Origin of the sequence: Kribbella turkmenica (assembly GCF_004348725.1) — a bacterium.
In the GTDB taxonomy this organism is placed as follows: domain Bacteria; phylum Actinomycetota; class Actinomycetes; order Propionibacteriales; family Kribbellaceae; genus Kribbella; species Kribbella turkmenica.
Genome location: NZ_SMKR01000036.1, coordinates 18,423 through 34,155 on the forward strand (window position 1 = coordinate 18,423; position 15,733 = coordinate 34,155).

Here is a 15,733-nt window from a genome sequence, read left to right on the forward strand (position 1 = left end):
GTGGTGACAGCCCAGATCCAGGTTCAGCAAAGTCTCACGGACACTGTGGAGTTTCCGCAGTTCTGCACGACGGCCAACGAGTTCTGGGAACGGAACCGGCTTCCGGGTGGGGAGCGGGTGATCCTTGTCGAGGCGATGAGCCAGGACATTCGCGTCACGTTGCGTAACCTGACGGTCGCGAACGTCCTGCGGCGGTTCATCCCGGCCCAGCTGGTCGTCTTCACCGGCGCGGACGACGACTGGAACGAGATCCTCTGGACGTTCTTCGACTCCGAGGTGCTGTCGGCGATCTCGCGCGCGTACGGCGCGGTCGACGTGATCGACATCCACGACCTGGTGGACAGCCGGATCGCCGACCGCGAGCCTGGCGATCTGCATGTTGCCGGGAAGGACCTGCCGGTGACCGGGTCGGGCATCGAGCCGGCCGTCCTGGAGGAGATCGTCCGCGCGACACTCAGCCGGGTGCTCAAGGTCCCGCGGGTGACCGACGAGATCCGCGCCGGCGCGAAGTACGCCGAGGTCCGGCAACGGAGCGAGCAGTTCTCGAACATCTACGATGCGCTCTTCGCCGGCCTCGACCCGGTCGCGCTGGTGACCAGCCACGTCGACTACAACCATTGGGGGCTGGCGGTCGAGACGGCCACCCGGTTCAACGTGCCGACGGTGCACGTCCAGAGCACGGGCACCCTCAAGGCGTATGCGCTCTTCCCCGAGAAGCGGCGTGGTGCGGCAACCTTCCGGGCCGAGCTCACCCATCAGATCGGGGAGTTCTTCGAGCAGTACGTCTGGTCGAACCGGGACCGGTTGCGTTCCAGCGCCGAGCTGAGCGCCTGGCGAGTCAAGGGCGACTGGGGGCGGCCGGCGTGGTGGCGTGGTGGCGCGATGGCGGCGATCGAGTTGCAAACCCCCGAGGATCGGCTGTCGCTGCGCGAGCACGCGCTGGCGCGGTTCGGCTTCGACCCCGACAAGCCGGTGGTCGCGGTGTTCAACCACGCGATTTCCGACGCGCCCCGGACGAACGTCGAGATCTTCGACGACCTCGCTGCCTGGTACGAGGCGACGGCGGACTACGCGACCAAGCGTGCGGACGTGAACTGGTTGTTCCTCGACCACCCGAACCAGAACCTGTACGACTCGACCGGTTTCTTCGACAGCCTGAAGGAGCGGCTCGCCGGCTCGCGGCTGGTCTTCCTGCCCAGCCTCGAGCTGAGCAAGAACGTGATGTGGAGCCTGGTCGACCTCGGCGTCACGGTCCGCGGCAGCATCAGCAACGAGCTGCCCGCCTTCGGCATCCCGGCGATCCAGGCGGGCTGGTCGGAGTGGAGCAACTGCGGATTCACGATCGTGGCCGACGACGCCGGCGACTACTGGAAGCGGCTGGACGAATCGATCGATAGCATACTGGCCGGGCGCCCGCTGATCACCGAGGAGCAGATCGAGCGTGCCCGGCTCTGGGCGTGGTTCTACCGCAGCGGTGCGGATGTCCCGACCCAACTGGTACAGCCGTGGGAGATGGGCCGGACCCAGCCGTTGCTGCGCGCCGTCAGGGTGTCGATGCGGCACGTCGAGGCAGACGCCGACCCGGCCTTCACCGCAGTTCGCCGGATGTGGGTCCGAAAGGAGCCTTTCCTGACCCGCATCGACATGACGTTGCCGCCGCAGGAGTTCGCCTTGGCGCTGGGAGGAGTGAGCGAGCTGTGACCCGAACCTTCACCGTTCCGCATTTCCAGACCGCGTTCGATCGGAGGATCGAGCCGCTGGCGCTGCCAGGCGAACTCCGCTCCGGGGCGGCCCCCGAGCTGACCACGGTCGACCAGATGGTTCGCGGAAACGCCGTGATCGGTCGTTTCATCGCCTCGCCGGCACTGCTCGGCGTCAAGGTCCGGCCGACCGGCCGTCCGGTCCGGGTCACCGCGCATTTCCGCTTCGACAGCATGTCGCTCGGCTGGTGGGAACAACGGATCCTGACGCCGGGGCCGATCCGTGGTGCCGGTGCGCCTCGGCTGGTGCTGGTACGCGCGCAGGGCAAGACCCGCGGCGCCGCGTTGCTGATCCGGCCGGAGGTGGATTTCCGCCGAGCGGCGACCGGGCTCGTCTGCTTCGATCTGCAGCCGGAGGAGCTGACTGTTGAAGGACTGTTCGTCTTCGAGATGATCAGCATCGACACGGGCCGGCCGGAGTGGGCACCCGCCGTGCCGGCCGGTTCGGTCGGCATCATGATGGACCTGATCGAGTTCGCCGAGGTGGACGGCGATCGCGAGCTCGGCCTGGTCTCCACCGGCACCCTGCCGTCCGACCCGGAAGACGGCAGACTGACGCTCGGCGCGGGGTACTTCGTGGCCAATCCGGGCGACCGCGACGAGCCGAGGCGCTGGATCGCTCGCGCGACTCTGGTGGCACCGGTGCTGCCAGGGCCCCGGACCAAGTTCGCGCCGCTCGTCGACCCGGTGGACGAGCCGATCGACAGCCGGCCGAGCACGTCGCGCGACGCCAAGCAGAGGATCAAACACAGGGCCAAACGGGCCGCCCGCTGGGTCGTCCCGGTGGCCGCCGTTCCGGTTGCGCGCAGAATGCGCAGGCGGGCGGCAGGTCTTCAGCGCAGACTTCGGCGAGCCGCCAAGCGGCGGATGTCCGCCCGCTCCGCCTGGCTGAGCGCTTCCCTTTCGGCTCCGCGGGCCTCGGCGCGCAACCCCCTCGCGGATGTGATGGCCGACCTGGTCAGCCGGAACCTCGTGCAGGTGGAGCTGGCCGGGATCGGATCCGGTGCGACGCCCGGCGTGCAGGTGCGGGCACGTGCGGGAGCGGAGATCGAGATCGTCACCGATGGTCCACTGAGGGTCCCGGCGCTGGTCCGGCTGTCGATCGACCCGGCGAGCCTCCGCGGGGTGCCGGGCGTCGACGACAAGACGGTGCGCTGGGATCTCGTCGAGACCGAGTCCTGATGGTCGCCGAATACCGGCCGCGACTCACTGGCGACGGGGATCAGAACGGCGCGCTGCTCCGAGGTCTGCTGAACGACTCCGAACCCGGCCGCGTTTTCCTGCCGACAGGCTCCTACCCGATCACCGGAGGGCTGGTACTCACCGATTCCTGGCGCCTGTGCGGCTCCGGTACGACGTTGTGGCGGCGGGAGGCCGAGGAAGCGCCGCTGATCCATGTCCTCGGATCGGGCGTTTCGGTCACCGACCTCACCCTCGAGCTCCCGGACGCCACGCCCGGTCCGCACGACGGGGCCGAGTGGACCGCCATCACGATCGGCCGGTACTTCTACACCGAGAAGCCGGAGTGGATCGAACGGATCACCGTGGAACGAGTGGTGATCCGGCGTGCCGCGCGGTGTCCGGCGAACAACATCACGCTGATCGGGGCTGTCCGGGCCGCGCGAATCGCGAACGTCGAGGTGCACGGGGGTGGTACCGCCGTGATGGCGCACTGGGGTGCCGTCGGCGCGGCCGTGAACGACATCACCGGGCACTCGCTGCACCCGCACCACTTCCAGGTGGAAGGGCTGCGGGTGCACGACGCCTTCGAGGCGTTCTGTCTCAGCTCGGTACACGATGTCGAGGTGCGGGACGTGCGGTGCGAGCGGGTCGAGATCGGATTCCGGTTGTTACCCGGGGACAACACCGACCGGTACCACGAGAAGGGTGCCGACTCGGGCATCAACCGCCGCCTGTCGATCCGCGGCTGTGACATCGGCTGGTGCGGTGACCTCTACGCCATCCGCGTCGCGGGCTGGGGACGGAGCGAGGTCGATGGCACCGTCACCACTCGGGCGTACACCGACCTCGTCGTGCGCGACGTGACGGTCCGGACCCTGCCGCTCGTGGTTCACGGCCGTGCGCCCCGGGAAGGACGCCGCCCGATCGTCATCGAGGACGCCGGTCTGGTGGATCTCGACCACGTCCGGGTGCTGTCCGACGGGGCCGTTGTCAACGCAAGTCACGTGCACGGCGCGCCTGGCGGACCTGGTACGGCCGGGGGATGACGGTGCGGATCGGCGTCAGGTGTGATGTCGGCCCCCGCCGGGGGATCGGTCATGTGATGCGGAGTCTGGCGCTGGCCGAGGAGCTGGTCGGACGCGGGGCGGAGCTTGTCTTCGTCTGCGACAGCCACACGGTGCCGTGGGCGGACGAGCAGATCCGGAGCCGGGGGATCCCGGTCGAAGCGGCGGTCCGGTCGCCACAGGAGCACCTCGACCTCTTCGCGCGGTTGCGGCTCGACGCCGTCGTGTTCGACTCCTACGACCTGGACGCGGAGGTGTTCGCCGCCGTCCGCACGTCCGGGCTGCCGACGCTCGCGATCGTCGACGGCGACCTGCGCTGCGCTGAGGCGGACCTCTTCGTCGACCAGAATCTGGGGGCCGAACTGGACCGCCCGCTGCTGCCGGAGGCCTCCACCCGGCTCGCCGGCCTCGACTACGTCATGCTGCGCAACGAGATCCTCCGGCTCCGGACCTCCGCGCCGCCGCAGCCGCGCGGGCACGGAGTTCCCAAGGTGTTCGCCTTCTTCGGCGGGACCGACGCGTTCGGCGCCGGCCCGCACGTCGTTCGGGCGCTCGCCGCGAGCGGCGTTCCGTTCGAGGGGCTCGTGGTCGCGCCGGGTGACGACCTCGCCCACGCGATCCGCGCGGTGGCTCTGGCACCAGGCCAGCAGGTCGAGGTGATCGGGCCGACGTCCGAGCTGGCCGAGGCCGTGGTCGCGTCGGACCTCGTGCTCAGCGCCTCGGGGACGTCGACCTGGGAGCTGTTGTGCCTCGGCGCCACCGCGGGACTGGTCTGCGTTGCCGACAACCAGGTGATGGGTTACGAACGAGCGGTCGCCACCGGCGCCGCGATCGGCGTAGGCGTCCTGTCCGATCTCAAGCTGGACCCGTCACCCGCGGCCGCGGTACTCCGTCGGGTGCTGCTGGACCCCGTGGAACGTGCCCGGGTGGCCGTCGACGGGTGGAAGCTGGTCGACGGCCAGGGCCGGTCCCGGGTCGCCGACGCGTTGTTCCAGCTGATCTCGTAGATCGTCGCTCAGCCATAACTTCTGACGGTTCATCTCGTTGCCGCTTCAGAGAGTGCTTCGGGGGCCATCGCGTAAGCATGCAGTGAGGGGAGAAATGCCGGAGTGACGCCGCGACTGAGCGTGGTGGTGCCCTTTTACAACGTAGGTGAGTACATCGGCGACTGTCTGGACTCGATCGCCCGCCAGACCTGGACCGATTACGAGGCGATCCTGGTCGACGACGGGTCACCCGACCACAGCGCCACGATCGCGAAGGAGTTCTGCGCCCGGGACAGCCGGTTCCGGATCATCGAGCAGGAGAACCAGGGGCTGGGCCCGGCCCGCAACACCGGCGTACGGCACGCGCAGGGCGAGTACATCACCTTCGTCGACAGCGACGACCTGATCACCCGGCACGGCTTCGAGAACCTGATTCGCACCCTCGACGAGACCGGGTCCTCCTTCGCCGGTGGGAACGCGCGGCGGTTCAACAACAGCTCCGGCGTCCGGCCGTCCTGGATCCACCGGACGCCGTTCGCGCAGAACCGGATCGCCACCCATGTGACCGAAACCTTGGACCTGGCCCTGGACCGGATGGTCTGGAACAAGGTGTACCGGCGGTCGTTCTGGGACGAGTACGGCTACGAGTTCCCGGCGATCCGGTACGAGGACTACCCGGTGACGCTGAAGGCGCACCTGGACGCCGTGACCGTCGACGCGCTGGCCGTACCGGTTTACTACTGGCGCGAACGTGAGTCCGGCGAGTCGATCACCCAGCAGAAGTTCCAGCTCGGCAACCTCGAGGACCGGGTCCGCTCCGCCGAGATGGTGATGGACCTGGTCGAGGAGCAGCAGAGCCTGCGCGAGGTGCGTCGCCGCGTGCACGCGCACTTCGCCCAGATCGATCTGTTGACGCTGGTGATGGCGTTCGGCGCGGCGCCCCCGGAGGAAGACGAGAACCTGCTCAAGCTCGCCCGGCGGCTGATGGACCGGCTGGACGACTCCGCGCTGGTCGGCGCGCACGGCTACGACCGGATCCAGCATTCCGCGCTCGAGGCGGGCGACGTCGACCTGCTCCGCCGGCTGGCCCGCTTCCGCAGCGACGGTGGTCTGCGCGGGGGAGCCCGAGCGCTCGCCCGGCGCGGCCGCCCCTGGCTGCTCGAGCACAACTACCCCGGTGTGCGAGACCAGCGCAGCTCGGTGCCGAAGGAGCTGTACCGGCTGCCGAAGAAGGAGCTGTCGCTGGCCACCACTGTCCAGCACGTCGCCTGGCTCGAGGACGGCTCGCTGTCGGTCAGAGGCACCGCGGAGATCCGGCACCTGGAGACCAAGGCGTCGTCCCGCCTGCGGATAGCCCTGGTCGTCGCCGGTGTGGAGTCGGAGCTCGCGGTCCGCCGGTTCGAGGCGATCGACACGCACGGCGACCCAGCTCTGGCCGGATTCGAAATACGGATCGACGAGGCGCTGCTGGCGAAGCTGAAGACGACCGCGGCGCCGGCGCACTTCGTGGTCCGGCTGTGGTCCGGCCGGCTGCGGCGGCACGGCAAGCTCGGCGGCCAGCGGCCCGGCAGTCCCACCTGGCCGCCGGGGGCGTGGATCGACGCGACGAGCTGGGTGCAGCCCGGTCAGGGCGCCGACGGAGCGTTCCTGCTCCGCAGGATGGTTGACCCCTGCCGGCTCACCGCCGCCGAGCACAGCGCCGACGCGTTGGTGCTGCGGGGCCGGGTGCCGGCCGAGCTCGAGGAGCCGAAGCTGCGGATCAGTCGCCCGATGGCCGATCGGGAGACCGTCCTGCCGGTCGCGCTGAGCGGCGACAGCCGGGACTTCGCGGTGCGGATCCCGATCCGGCCGATCATCGAGGACGCCAATCCCGACGACCCGTTCACCCAGCGCACCTCCCGGGCCTTCCGGCTGATCGACGTCAACGGCGAGGAGCGGTTGCTGTTGTGGACCGCCGGTCCGCGGGCGATCCACCACTTCGACCAGGACCGGTTGGTCACGCTGACCCGGTCTGTGGGCGGCTACGTGAACCTGCACGAGACGCCGCTGCGACTACCCGCCGAGGACGCCGAGATCGTTGCCGGCAGCCACGGCAAGGAGCTGCGTATCAGCGGCCCGGCACTGGGCGGCGACGGCTGCGAGTTCCATTGGCGGCGCTATCTGGACGACTCGGACGACCACCTCGACGTGCAGTGTCGGCGGACCCAGCAGGACGGCCGCTGGACCGCCGCGGTGACGCTGTCCGAGCTGATTCCGGAGAACGCGGTAGCCAGCGCCACCGATCCGCTGGCCAGCCTCGCGGACTGGATCCTGTTCGCGGCCTGGCCGGACGGGCCGGCGCGCGCGGTGCAGTGCGAGCCGTTCCTGTCCAGCCGGCTGCCGATCGATGCAGAGCAGGACGGCCACACCGCGGCGCTGCGTCCGCACTCCGGAACCCTCCACCTCGAGGTTCGCTGATGCACCACCACAACCACTACTACGGACAGGCGCACATCCTCGCCCGGTATGCCGGTCTGGACGACGAGTACCCACCGCGCCTGCGCGGCTACCTCCAGCACGGCTGGAACATCGGCGACGGCTGGAATCCGGTCCACGAGTTCTACGACGGCGCCTGGCGGTTCACCTGGAGCGACGCCCCGCGCCGCCGTGGCCACGCGCTCGGCCGGCGGAACCACCACAGCATCGGTGCGCCGTTCCGCTATCTCCTGGATCTGGAGCCCGAGCTGGGGGTGGTGCCGGAGGAGAAGCGCGAGGGCACCCTGTGGTTCCTCTTCCACGGCTGGGAGGGTGGCAAGATCCAGGGCGACCACAAGCGGCTGGTCGACGAGATCCGCGAGACGGAGACCGGTCCGGTCACCTTCAGCCTGTACTACACCGAGTACGAGCGGCCGGAGATCCGCGCGTTGTACGAGGACGCCGGCTTCCGGGTGGTCTCGTTCGGCCGCCGCGGCTTCTCCTACGAGGGCACCGATCCGAAGTTCCTCTACAAGCAACTGGCCGAGCTGCGCAAGCACAAGCGGGTGGCCGCCAACCGGCTGTCCACCGCGATCTTCTACGGCATCGCGGCCGGCTGCGACGCGGCCGTGTACGGCGACCCGATGACGATGGAGGGTGAGAACCCGCTGTTCGGCGGCGACAGCCGGATCGCGCGGCTGTGGCCGGAGATGCTCGGCAAGGACCTCGATTCGGAGGCCGCCCGGGCGACCACCGACCTGGAGCTCGGGGTGCCGTGGATGATGCCGCCTGAGGAACTACGAATGCTGTTCGATTGGAGAGAGCGTGTCTGAGAACCAGCTGGCCGTCGAAGTGGTCCGCGGCGAGATGCAGCCGTGGAGCGACTACTCCGGTCAGCGAAGGGCCGTCGGCGGGCTGGTTCTGCGCACACTGCTGACTGACGTGCTGCTCGACGCACGCACACTCGTGCTCGGCCCGCACGGCGCCGACCTGATCGAGGCCGTGCTGGCCAAGTCCGGGCCGACGACACTGCTGGTCCGCTCGGTGTCCGACGCGGGTGAGCTGAGCGACAAGTTCGGTGACCGGCTCCAGGTCGTCGCGGGTGGGCTCGACGGCCTGGTCGCCGCCGGTGCCACGCCGTACGACGTGGTCGTGGCGGCCGATGGGCTCGATCGGGTGCTCGGCTACGACAGCGACGACCTGAACTGGCAGCAGCGGCTGGACGCGCTCGCCGCCGTGATGTCCCCGCGGGGCGTGCTCGTCCTGGGTCTCGAGAACGAGTTCTCGCTGACGAACCTGTTCGACCGTCGCCCTGCGGATCAGCGGCACGCTGACGACGAGTGGCGTCCGCTGCACGACGACCCGTCCCGGCCGGTCTCAGTCGCGCAACTCGCCGAGTCGCTCGAGCGGATCGGGCTGGGCACGGACGTCGCAGCGTACGCGGCCTTCTCGGTGGAGGAGACCCCGTCGGCACTGATCGCGGCCGACGTCGCCGCGGCCGCTCGCCCAGGTCAGCTGCCTGCGCGGATCGCGGTCGAGGCGCTCGAGGCGTCAGCAACCGTCGTACCGCTGCTCGCGCCGGTGGCCGAGGGTGCGGAGGCGGCCGCGCGCGCCGGGCTGCTGGCGTCGACCGCGGGTGGGTGGATCGCGGTGGCGGGCGCGGCGCCGAAGCACGCCGTGTACGCGCAGACGCCAGGGCAGGAAGCCCTGCTGACCGCCGATCCCGTCAGCGATGGCTGGTCCGTCAGCGTCACCGGTGGTGGTGCGGAAGTCGCCGGTGTGGTCTTCGACGCGTCCGCGGTACCGGCCACTGTGCCGGGTGGGGTCACCGTGGAGACGCAGCTGATTCGGCTGGCCGCCGCGGAGGACGTCCCGCGCTTCCGCGAGCTGGCCGCACGGCTCGGCGACTGGGCCCGGTCCCAGGCCGACTCGCGGGTGCTCCTGCGTTGGGACGACGTGGTCGTCGACGGCGACAGCTTCGGGTTCGGGATCTCCGCCTGGACGACCGCTGCCACGGAGACCGACAAGGACCGGCTGGCCGCCGCCTGGTCCCGGTTCCACGATCGGCTGATCGGCGGCCACCGCCGGCACCCGTGGCCACCGTGGATGGTCGGCGACGACCTGGTCGCCGCGTGGGTGGCGATGTCCGGCGTCGATCCGGTCCGGCAGACGCCGGCCGCCGGCCCGGACTCGCCGTCGGCCTCCGTCGAGTACGTTGCCCGCGGCAAGGAGTTGGCCGGTGCGCTGGCCGCCGCGGTGGGCATCCCGGCCGACGCGTCGCAGACGCCGGACGTCCGGACGGCGCTCGCGCAGGCCGAGCGGTCCGCGCACGCGGTCTACGAGCTGAAGGGCCAGATCTTCGGGCTGGAGCGTACGCTCGGTTTCCGGGACAAGGCGCTGAAAACTCGGGAGACCCGGATCCGCGAGCTGCGCGTCCAGATCCAGAGCGTGCATGCCGAGCACATCAGGCTGCGGAAGTCCCGCGCGTACGCCGCGGTGAAGGTGGTTCGCAGGGTCGCTCAGATCCGCAATCCGCGCAAGTTCGCCGGCAAGATCAAGCGCCGGCTGAAAAGCAAGCTGGGCCCGGCTTGAGTGCTCAGAGGATGTCCCAGGTGAGTGGGGTGCCCGCCGGTGCGTCGACGCGGAACTTACGGCCCTCGACCGAGGCGAAGGCGTCCGGCGGCAGGCCGCCGGCCGGTCGCACCGAGCGAACGTTGTCGATGGCCACCTTCTCACCGGCCTTGACGTCCCGGGTGACGTAGAGCGACCGGCGGAACCGGAGGACGTTCTGTTCGGCTTGTTTGGGTCCGATGACCGGTTGGCCGAGGGCGAGCTGCGCGACGCGGCTGCCCTCGACGAGTGACTCCAGCTCGCCGGGCTCCAGGGAGAAGGCGGAGTCGACGCCGCCGTCGATCCGCTTGAGGGTGACGTGCTTCTCGATGACGGTGGCGCCGAGCGCGACGGCGGCGATGGCGGCGCCGATGCCCATCGTGTGGTCGGACAGTCCGACCTGGACGCCGAGGGCGTCGCGGAGCACCGGGATCGCGCGGAGGTTGGACTGCTCCGGCGGTGCCGGGTAGCTCGCCGTACACGCCAGGACGATGATCTGCTCGTTGCCGGTGGAGCGCGCCGCGCGGACCGCGGCGTCGATGTCCGTCAGCGTCGCCGAGCCGGTGGAGATGATGATCGGCTTGCCGGTCTCGGCCATGCCGCGGACCAGCGGCAGGTCGCCGATCTCGTTCGAGGCGACCTTGTACGCCGGGACGTTCAGCTTCTCCAGGAAGTCGATCGCGGCCCGGTCGAAGGCCGACGAGAACGCGACCAGGCCCAGCGATTTCGCCAGGTCGAAGATCGGCTCATGCCAGGCCCACGGCGTGTGTGCCTCGTCGTAGAGGTCGTACAGTCGCGCGTCACCCCACAGCTCATGCTCCGACGGCAGCCGGAACGCCGGCAGGTCGACGTCGAGCGTCATGGTGTCCGCCGTGTACGTCTGCAGCTTCAGCGCCTGCGCACCCGACTCCGCGATCGCCCGGACGATGTCCTTGGCTCGCTCGAGGTCACCGTTGTGGTTCCCGGACATCTCCGCGATGATGAACGGCTGGTGCTCCGGCCCGATCGGCACTCCGCCGATGTCGATGGTGGTGTTCATGACGTCCTCTGGTGTCGTCGGTCCTGTTTGCGCAGGCTGATCGGGATCACGGTGATCTCGCGACCGTCCGCGTAACGGGTCTGCGGAGTCCCCTCGGTGAAGCGGAACCGCCGGTTCATTTGTCGCACCACCGTATTGTGCTCCAGCACCTCGCCGGTCAGCAGATCGAGGCCGAGGTCGTCGAACGCGTACGACGTCGCGTCGCGCATCACCTCGATCCAGGCCGGCAAGGTCTCACCCCGCGCGGCCAGGCCGTCGGCGTCGAGGAAGAACCCCCAGGCGGCAGTGGATCCTTCGATGTCGAAGAAGTTCACCACACCGGCCGTCGTGCCGCCGCGCTCGTAGATCAGCACCCGGCGGGCCGGGTCGGCCGACGCCTTGGTCCACCACGCGGCGTGCTCGTCCGCACTGATCTCGTGCGATGTAACGCTGGCGTCGCGATTGGCCTGCTGGTTACGCAACCGCCGGATGGTGTCGACATCGTGTTCCGTGGCTCTGCGCAGCATGCACTCAACCTAGCGTCTTCTCTCGGAGGCGTTGGTGTGTAAACATCTTTCGTGATCACCGCTACGTATGGTCGGAGAGTGACATGAGAGTCTGGCGAGCGATGGGCGTACTCGGGGTGACGGCAGGGCTGTTGCTGAGCGGATTGACGGGTACGGCGTCGGCTGCGCCGGCCCCCGCGGGTGAGGGGCGCTGCGCGCCCGACGCGAAGACACCGCTCCGGCAGTTCCGGGCGAGCTGGGTGGCGTCGGTGGTGAACATCGACTGGCCGTCCAAAACCGGGCTGTCCGCGGCCCAGCAGCAGGCCGAGCTGATCGGCTGGCTGGACGACGCGGTCCGGCAGCGGCACAACGCGGTCATCCTCCAGGTGCGCCCGACCGCGGACGCGTTCTGGCCGTCCGAGGTCGAGCCCTGGTCGCGGTACCTGACCGGCACGCAGGGCGGCCACCCCGGCTACGACCCGCTGGCCTTCGCGGTCGCCGAGGCGCACAAGCGCAACCTCGAGCTGCACGCCTGGTTCAACCCGTACCGGCTCTCGATGGGAACCGACCTCAACGCCCTCGTCCCGACGCACCCGGCGCGGCAAAACCCCGACTGGGTCGTCACGTACGGCGGGAAGCTCTACTACAACCCCGGGATCCCGGCAGCCCGCAAGCTGGTCGAGGACGCGATCATGGACGCGGTCGCGAACTACGACATCGACGGCGTGCACTTCGACGACTACTTCTATCCCTACCCGGTGGCCGGTCAGGTCTTCGACGACGCGGCGACGTACGCGGAGTACGGCGCCGGCTTCCCGACGCTGGCCGACTGGCGGCGGAACAACATCGACCTGCTGATCCAGGAGCTCCAGCAGCGGATCAAGGCGGCCAAACCGTGGGTGAAGTTCGGCATCTCGCCGTTCGCGGTCTGGCGGAACAAGGCGACCGACCCGGAGGGCTCGGACACCACCGCCGGGGTGCAGACGTACGACGACCTCGCCGCGGACACCCGGAAGTGGGTCCGCGAGGAGTGGATCGACTACATCGTCCCGCAGGTCTACTGGGCCGGTGGGTTCGCGCCCGCCGACTACAACAAGATCGTGCCGTGGTGGGCCAACGAGGTCCGCGGCACCGACGTCCACCTCTACATCGGCGAGGCGACGTACAAGGTCGGTACGTCGACGCAGTCACCGGACTGGTCGGACCCCGCCGAGCTGAGCGACCACATGGCGTTCGACAGCACGATCCCCGAGGTGAAGGGCAACATCTTCTTCTCCGCGAAGGACGTGCGGGCGGACCGCCTCGGCGCGACCACGCTGCTCAACAACACCTGGTACACCCGCCCCGCGCTGATCCCCACCATGCGGAACCTGGACGCGCGTCCGCCGCAGCCGGTGCACGCTGTCCGTGCCACCCGGACCGATGACGGCGTCCAGCTCACGTGGCGGCGTACGTCGTCCGACACCACGTCGTACGCCGTCTATCGCCGGGAGCTCCTGGGCGGAGACCACTGCCCGGACAACGACGCCCGCAACCTGATCGCCACTGTCCGCTCCACCGAGTCCTACCTGGACACGACGGCCACGCCGGGCAAGGCCTACCTCTACACGGTCACCGCGCTGGACCGACTGGCCAACCAGAGCGTGCCGATCCCGGCCGTGTCGGTGCGCTGACGATCAGCCGGCCGGCGATGACGGGAACGTCGGCGTCGTCGGCAGGCTGGGTGTGAAGCTCTGCGTGGGAACGCTGGTCGACGAGAACGTTCGACCGGGCGATACCGGCGACGGTGTCGCGGACCCGGTCGGCGTCCCGGTCGGCGTCCCCGTCGGCGTTGGCGAGCTGGTCGGAAAGGCCGGCGACGGTGACGGTGAGGGTGTCATCGTGGGCGCTGGACGCGGACTGGTCGAGTACAGCTGGTACACCCGCACGGTCCCGAAGTGGAATCGCAGCTCGGTCAGCCGTTCCAGGTTCTCCGGCGGCGCACTCACCCGCTCGTCGAGCAGCAGCCACTGCACGCCGTACTGCGTCCGCAGTTTCTCCAGGACGTCGCGCGTCGGCTCGCTGAAGGCCTCGTCGTTGAGCCGGAGCTTCTCCTCGTCCCAGTAGCTGCTCTGCACGCCGTCGGGGTACGTGTCGTCGACCCGTGCCTTGTAGGCCCATCCCTGCACGAGTACGCGGCGCTCGGCGTACCCGGCGATCCAGTACGAACCGGTCAGGCAGTGTGACGCCCGGGGACGATGGCAGTGCACGTTGGTGGCGATCCGGTCACCCGACCCCGAGTTCCGCCGGATGAACCGGGCGGCCTCGATCCCGCCGGGGGCGATCGACTCGTACTCCGTCAACGACGGCCGGGCGAACTCCCGCAACGACACCGCCGTCGGCGACACCGTCGTACCAAGGAGAACGGCGACAGTGATCACAGCCCACGTACGACGCGAGCCGCGCAGGATCAGCCCGAAGACGCCGATGCCGAGCACCGCGATGACCGAAGCCACTGCCAGCGGCTGCGCAAAGCACTCCGCGCCTGAGCAGGAGTCAGGTGACCGGTAGCGGCCCCAGTAGATCGCGGCCGCACCGATCAGCAGTGCGACACCGGCAACGTAGAACTGACGACGCTCCAGCGACCCGAGACCCCAGGTGGCGAGCAGCACGCCGTAGATGAAGCCGGTCCGGACGAAGAACAGCTGCGCCTGCCCGTCGTCGTACAGCAACGCTGCACCTGTCAGAGCAGCCAGGAAGCCGACGACGAGGAACACCGGCATGGGGTCGCGAGGCAGCCGTCGCCGGATCAGCAAGGCGCCGACCGCGGGCATGAGCCAACCGATCGCCACCACGGCCGCGATCACGACGACCGTGGAACCGTCGCCACCTATGCGCTCAGCCATGTGCTCGAACGTCGCCCCCGGGTCGAACAGCACGCTGGACAGGGCACCACGCAGTACGACGAAGAAGGTCAGCGCGTAGGCCGCGGCAACACCCACGCCTAGGATCAGCGCACGTAAATTGAGTCGACCGGCCCGCACTGTCAAATAGACCCACGCAGCGGCGAGACCAGCCGCGTACACGGGCAGCGCGGTCGCCTTCGTCAAGGCCAGCGCAGCGATGAGCACTCCGCCCGCGACGAACAGTCCGAACAGCTGCGCACGCGTCTGCCCGGGCTTTCGCCGCAGGAGCAACCCGGTGACCGCGATGAGCGGCAGTGCCAGCACGGTGGCGAACGCCTGCGGCGGATTCGTCAGCTGACCGAGGGAGAACGGGCTCTCCGTGAACAACCGGTCCGACACCGTCCACGGCCAGGCAGCCAGATCACCCGCGAGCACAGTGAGTCCAGCGGCGATCGGCGCAGCCACGGCCCGGCCGGTCAGCAGCATGCCGACCGCGGCGGCACCCAGCACTGTCAGCAGGAGCAGAGCGAACGGCACCATCCGGTGCGTGAGTACGTCGAGGGGAATGCTGGTGATCCAGTGCGACGACGCGATGTGGTCGTACGCGGCCCAGTGGCTGGACATCCACTTGCCATCGGCGTACGGGACCTTCGGTGGGAAGTGGCGCGACAGTTCGGCGGCCACTGCGAGGTTGTGCGGTGCGTCTGAGTTCGGCCGCAACGCACTCGGGCCGTTCAGCGGGATCAGCTGCGACCCAACCCGCACGAACCACGCTGCCGCGAGGCCGACCACCACCATCGCGCCGGATGTCGCCCACCACGGCGTCGGCCGCTCGGGCAGTTTCCGCCGCGGCAGCGCGCGATACATCCCGAAGGCGAGCGCCGGCATGAGAAGCGCCGCGAGCGGCATGCTGAACACCATCCCGACCGGGTAGAGCAGCGCCTCGACGGCCAAGCCGAACGCCGTCCCCAGCACGACATCGGTGGTGAACCAGCCGGTCCCACCAGTCAGCCGCCGCCAGAACATCGTGCCCGGTACGACGATCACGACCAGGAGGTAGCCGAGGTAGGCACCGGGCATCCAGGGCGGGTGCTCCTGCAACGCCGCGAACCACGCCAGCGGCAGCACCGGCAGACTGACCGTCGCCGCAAGCCGGGCACCACCGCCCGGGGCCACCCGCTTCCCGCGACCGGCGGACGCGCGTCTGCTCCGCCGGCCTGGTGTGATCACCGGTGAAGTCTATGAGTCGCCCGAGCCGCGTTCGCAGG

11 protein-coding genes are annotated in these 15,733 nt (G+C 69.4%); 8 read left to right on the forward strand and 3 right to left on the reverse strand.

From position 1 onward, the window contains the following. Positions 1-3: 3 nt before the first annotated feature. The 7 genes from E1218_RS10955 (at position 4) to E1218_RS10985 (ending at position 10,038) form a co-directional block, all read left to right on the forward strand. Positions 4-1,701 (forward strand): hypothetical protein, encoded by a 1,698-nt coding sequence (locus E1218_RS10955; RefSeq protein ID WP_233712153.1) that lies wholly within the window; start codon positions 4-6, stop codon positions 1,699-1,701. After that, positions 1,698-2,942 (forward strand): hypothetical protein, encoded by a 1,245-nt coding sequence (locus E1218_RS10960; RefSeq protein ID WP_132318909.1) that lies wholly within the window; start codon positions 1,698-1,700, stop codon positions 2,940-2,942. Before E1218_RS10955 ends, E1218_RS10960 begins: the two co-directional genes overlap by 4 nt. Further along, on the forward strand, positions 2,942-3,988 hold the full coding sequence (locus tag E1218_RS10965) for a hypothetical protein (protein WP_132318911.1): 1,047 nt from the start codon (positions 2,942-2,944) through the stop codon (positions 3,986-3,988). Before E1218_RS10960 ends, E1218_RS10965 begins: the two co-directional genes overlap by 1 nt. A gap of 56 nt (positions 3,989-4,044) precedes the next feature. Then, complete coding sequence (locus E1218_RS10970) at positions 4,045-5,013, forward strand: PseG/SpsG family protein (RefSeq protein WP_233712154.1); 969 nt, start codon at positions 4,045-4,047, stop codon at positions 5,011-5,013. A gap of 102 nt (positions 5,014-5,115) precedes the next feature. After that, the gene (locus tag E1218_RS10975) at positions 5,116-7,449 is read left to right on the forward strand and encodes a glycosyltransferase family 2 protein (RefSeq protein ID WP_132318915.1); all 2,334 of its coding nucleotides are present in this window, start codon (positions 5,116-5,118) and stop codon (positions 7,447-7,449) included. Next, positions 7,449-8,279, forward strand: a complete 831-nt coding sequence (locus tag E1218_RS10980) for a hypothetical protein (protein ID WP_132318917.1) — start codon at positions 7,449-7,451, stop codon at positions 8,277-8,279. Before E1218_RS10975 ends, E1218_RS10980 begins: the two co-directional genes overlap by 1 nt. Further along, positions 8,272-10,038, forward strand: coding sequence for a hypothetical protein (locus E1218_RS10985; RefSeq protein WP_132318919.1), 1,767 nt, complete (start codon positions 8,272-8,274; stop codon positions 10,036-10,038). The genes E1218_RS10980 and E1218_RS10985 overlap by 8 nt, the downstream gene beginning before the upstream one ends. A 4-nt stretch (positions 10,039-10,042) precedes the next feature. Here E1218_RS10985 and pseI read toward each other — a convergent pair whose 3' ends face one another. Together pseI and E1218_RS10995 are read right to left on the reverse strand one after the other, a co-directional pair. Further along, entirely contained in the window at positions 10,043-11,095 is a 1,053-nt protein-coding gene (gene pseI / locus E1218_RS10990) for a pseudaminic acid synthase (protein ID WP_132318921.1), read from the reverse strand. After that, the gene (locus tag E1218_RS10995; RefSeq protein WP_132318923.1) at positions 11,092-11,601 is read right to left on the reverse strand and encodes a GNAT family N-acetyltransferase; all 510 of its coding nucleotides are present in this window, start codon (positions 11,599-11,601) and stop codon (positions 11,092-11,094) included. The genes pseI and E1218_RS10995 overlap by 4 nt, the downstream gene beginning before the upstream one ends. Before the next feature lie 83 nt (positions 11,602-11,684). Here E1218_RS10995 and E1218_RS11000 point away from each other — a divergent pair, with 83 nt between their 5' ends. Beyond that, positions 11,685-13,253 carry a glycoside hydrolase family 10 protein gene (locus E1218_RS11000; RefSeq protein ID WP_132318925.1) on the forward strand — a complete coding sequence of 523 codons (1,569 nt, stop codon included), beginning with the start codon at positions 11,685-11,687 and terminating at the stop codon, positions 13,251-13,253. A 3-nt stretch (positions 13,254-13,256) separates the two neighbouring features. Here E1218_RS11000 and E1218_RS11005 read toward each other — a convergent pair whose 3' ends face one another. Beyond that, the gene (locus E1218_RS11005) at positions 13,257-15,695 is read right to left on the reverse strand and encodes a hypothetical protein (protein WP_202865916.1); all 2,439 of its coding nucleotides are present in this window, start codon (positions 15,693-15,695) and stop codon (positions 13,257-13,259) included. Positions 15,696-15,733 lie beyond the last annotated feature (38 nt).

Bases quoted from the DNA above. Each gene is read 5' to 3' on its own strand.
- pseI (WP_132318921.1), bottom strand. From the start codon at position 11,095: ATGAACACCACCATCGACATCGGCGGAGTGCCGATCGGGCCGGAGCAC.
- E1218_RS10980 (WP_132318917.1), top strand. From the start codon at position 7,449: ATGCACCACCACAACCACTACTACGGACAGGCGCACATCCTCGCCCGG.
- E1218_RS11000 (WP_132318925.1), top strand. From the start codon at position 11,685: ATGAGAGTCTGGCGAGCGATGGGCGTACTCGGGGTGACGGCAGGGCTG.
- E1218_RS10995 (WP_132318923.1), bottom strand. From the start codon at position 11,601: ATGCTGCGCAGAGCCACGGAACACGATGTCGACACCATCCGGCGGTTG.
- E1218_RS10965 (WP_132318911.1), top strand. From the start codon at position 2,942: ATGGTCGCCGAATACCGGCCGCGACTCACTGGCGACGGGGATCAGAAC.
- E1218_RS10970 (WP_233712154.1), top strand. From the start codon at position 4,045: ATGCGGAGTCTGGCGCTGGCCGAGGAGCTGGTCGGACGCGGGGCGGAG.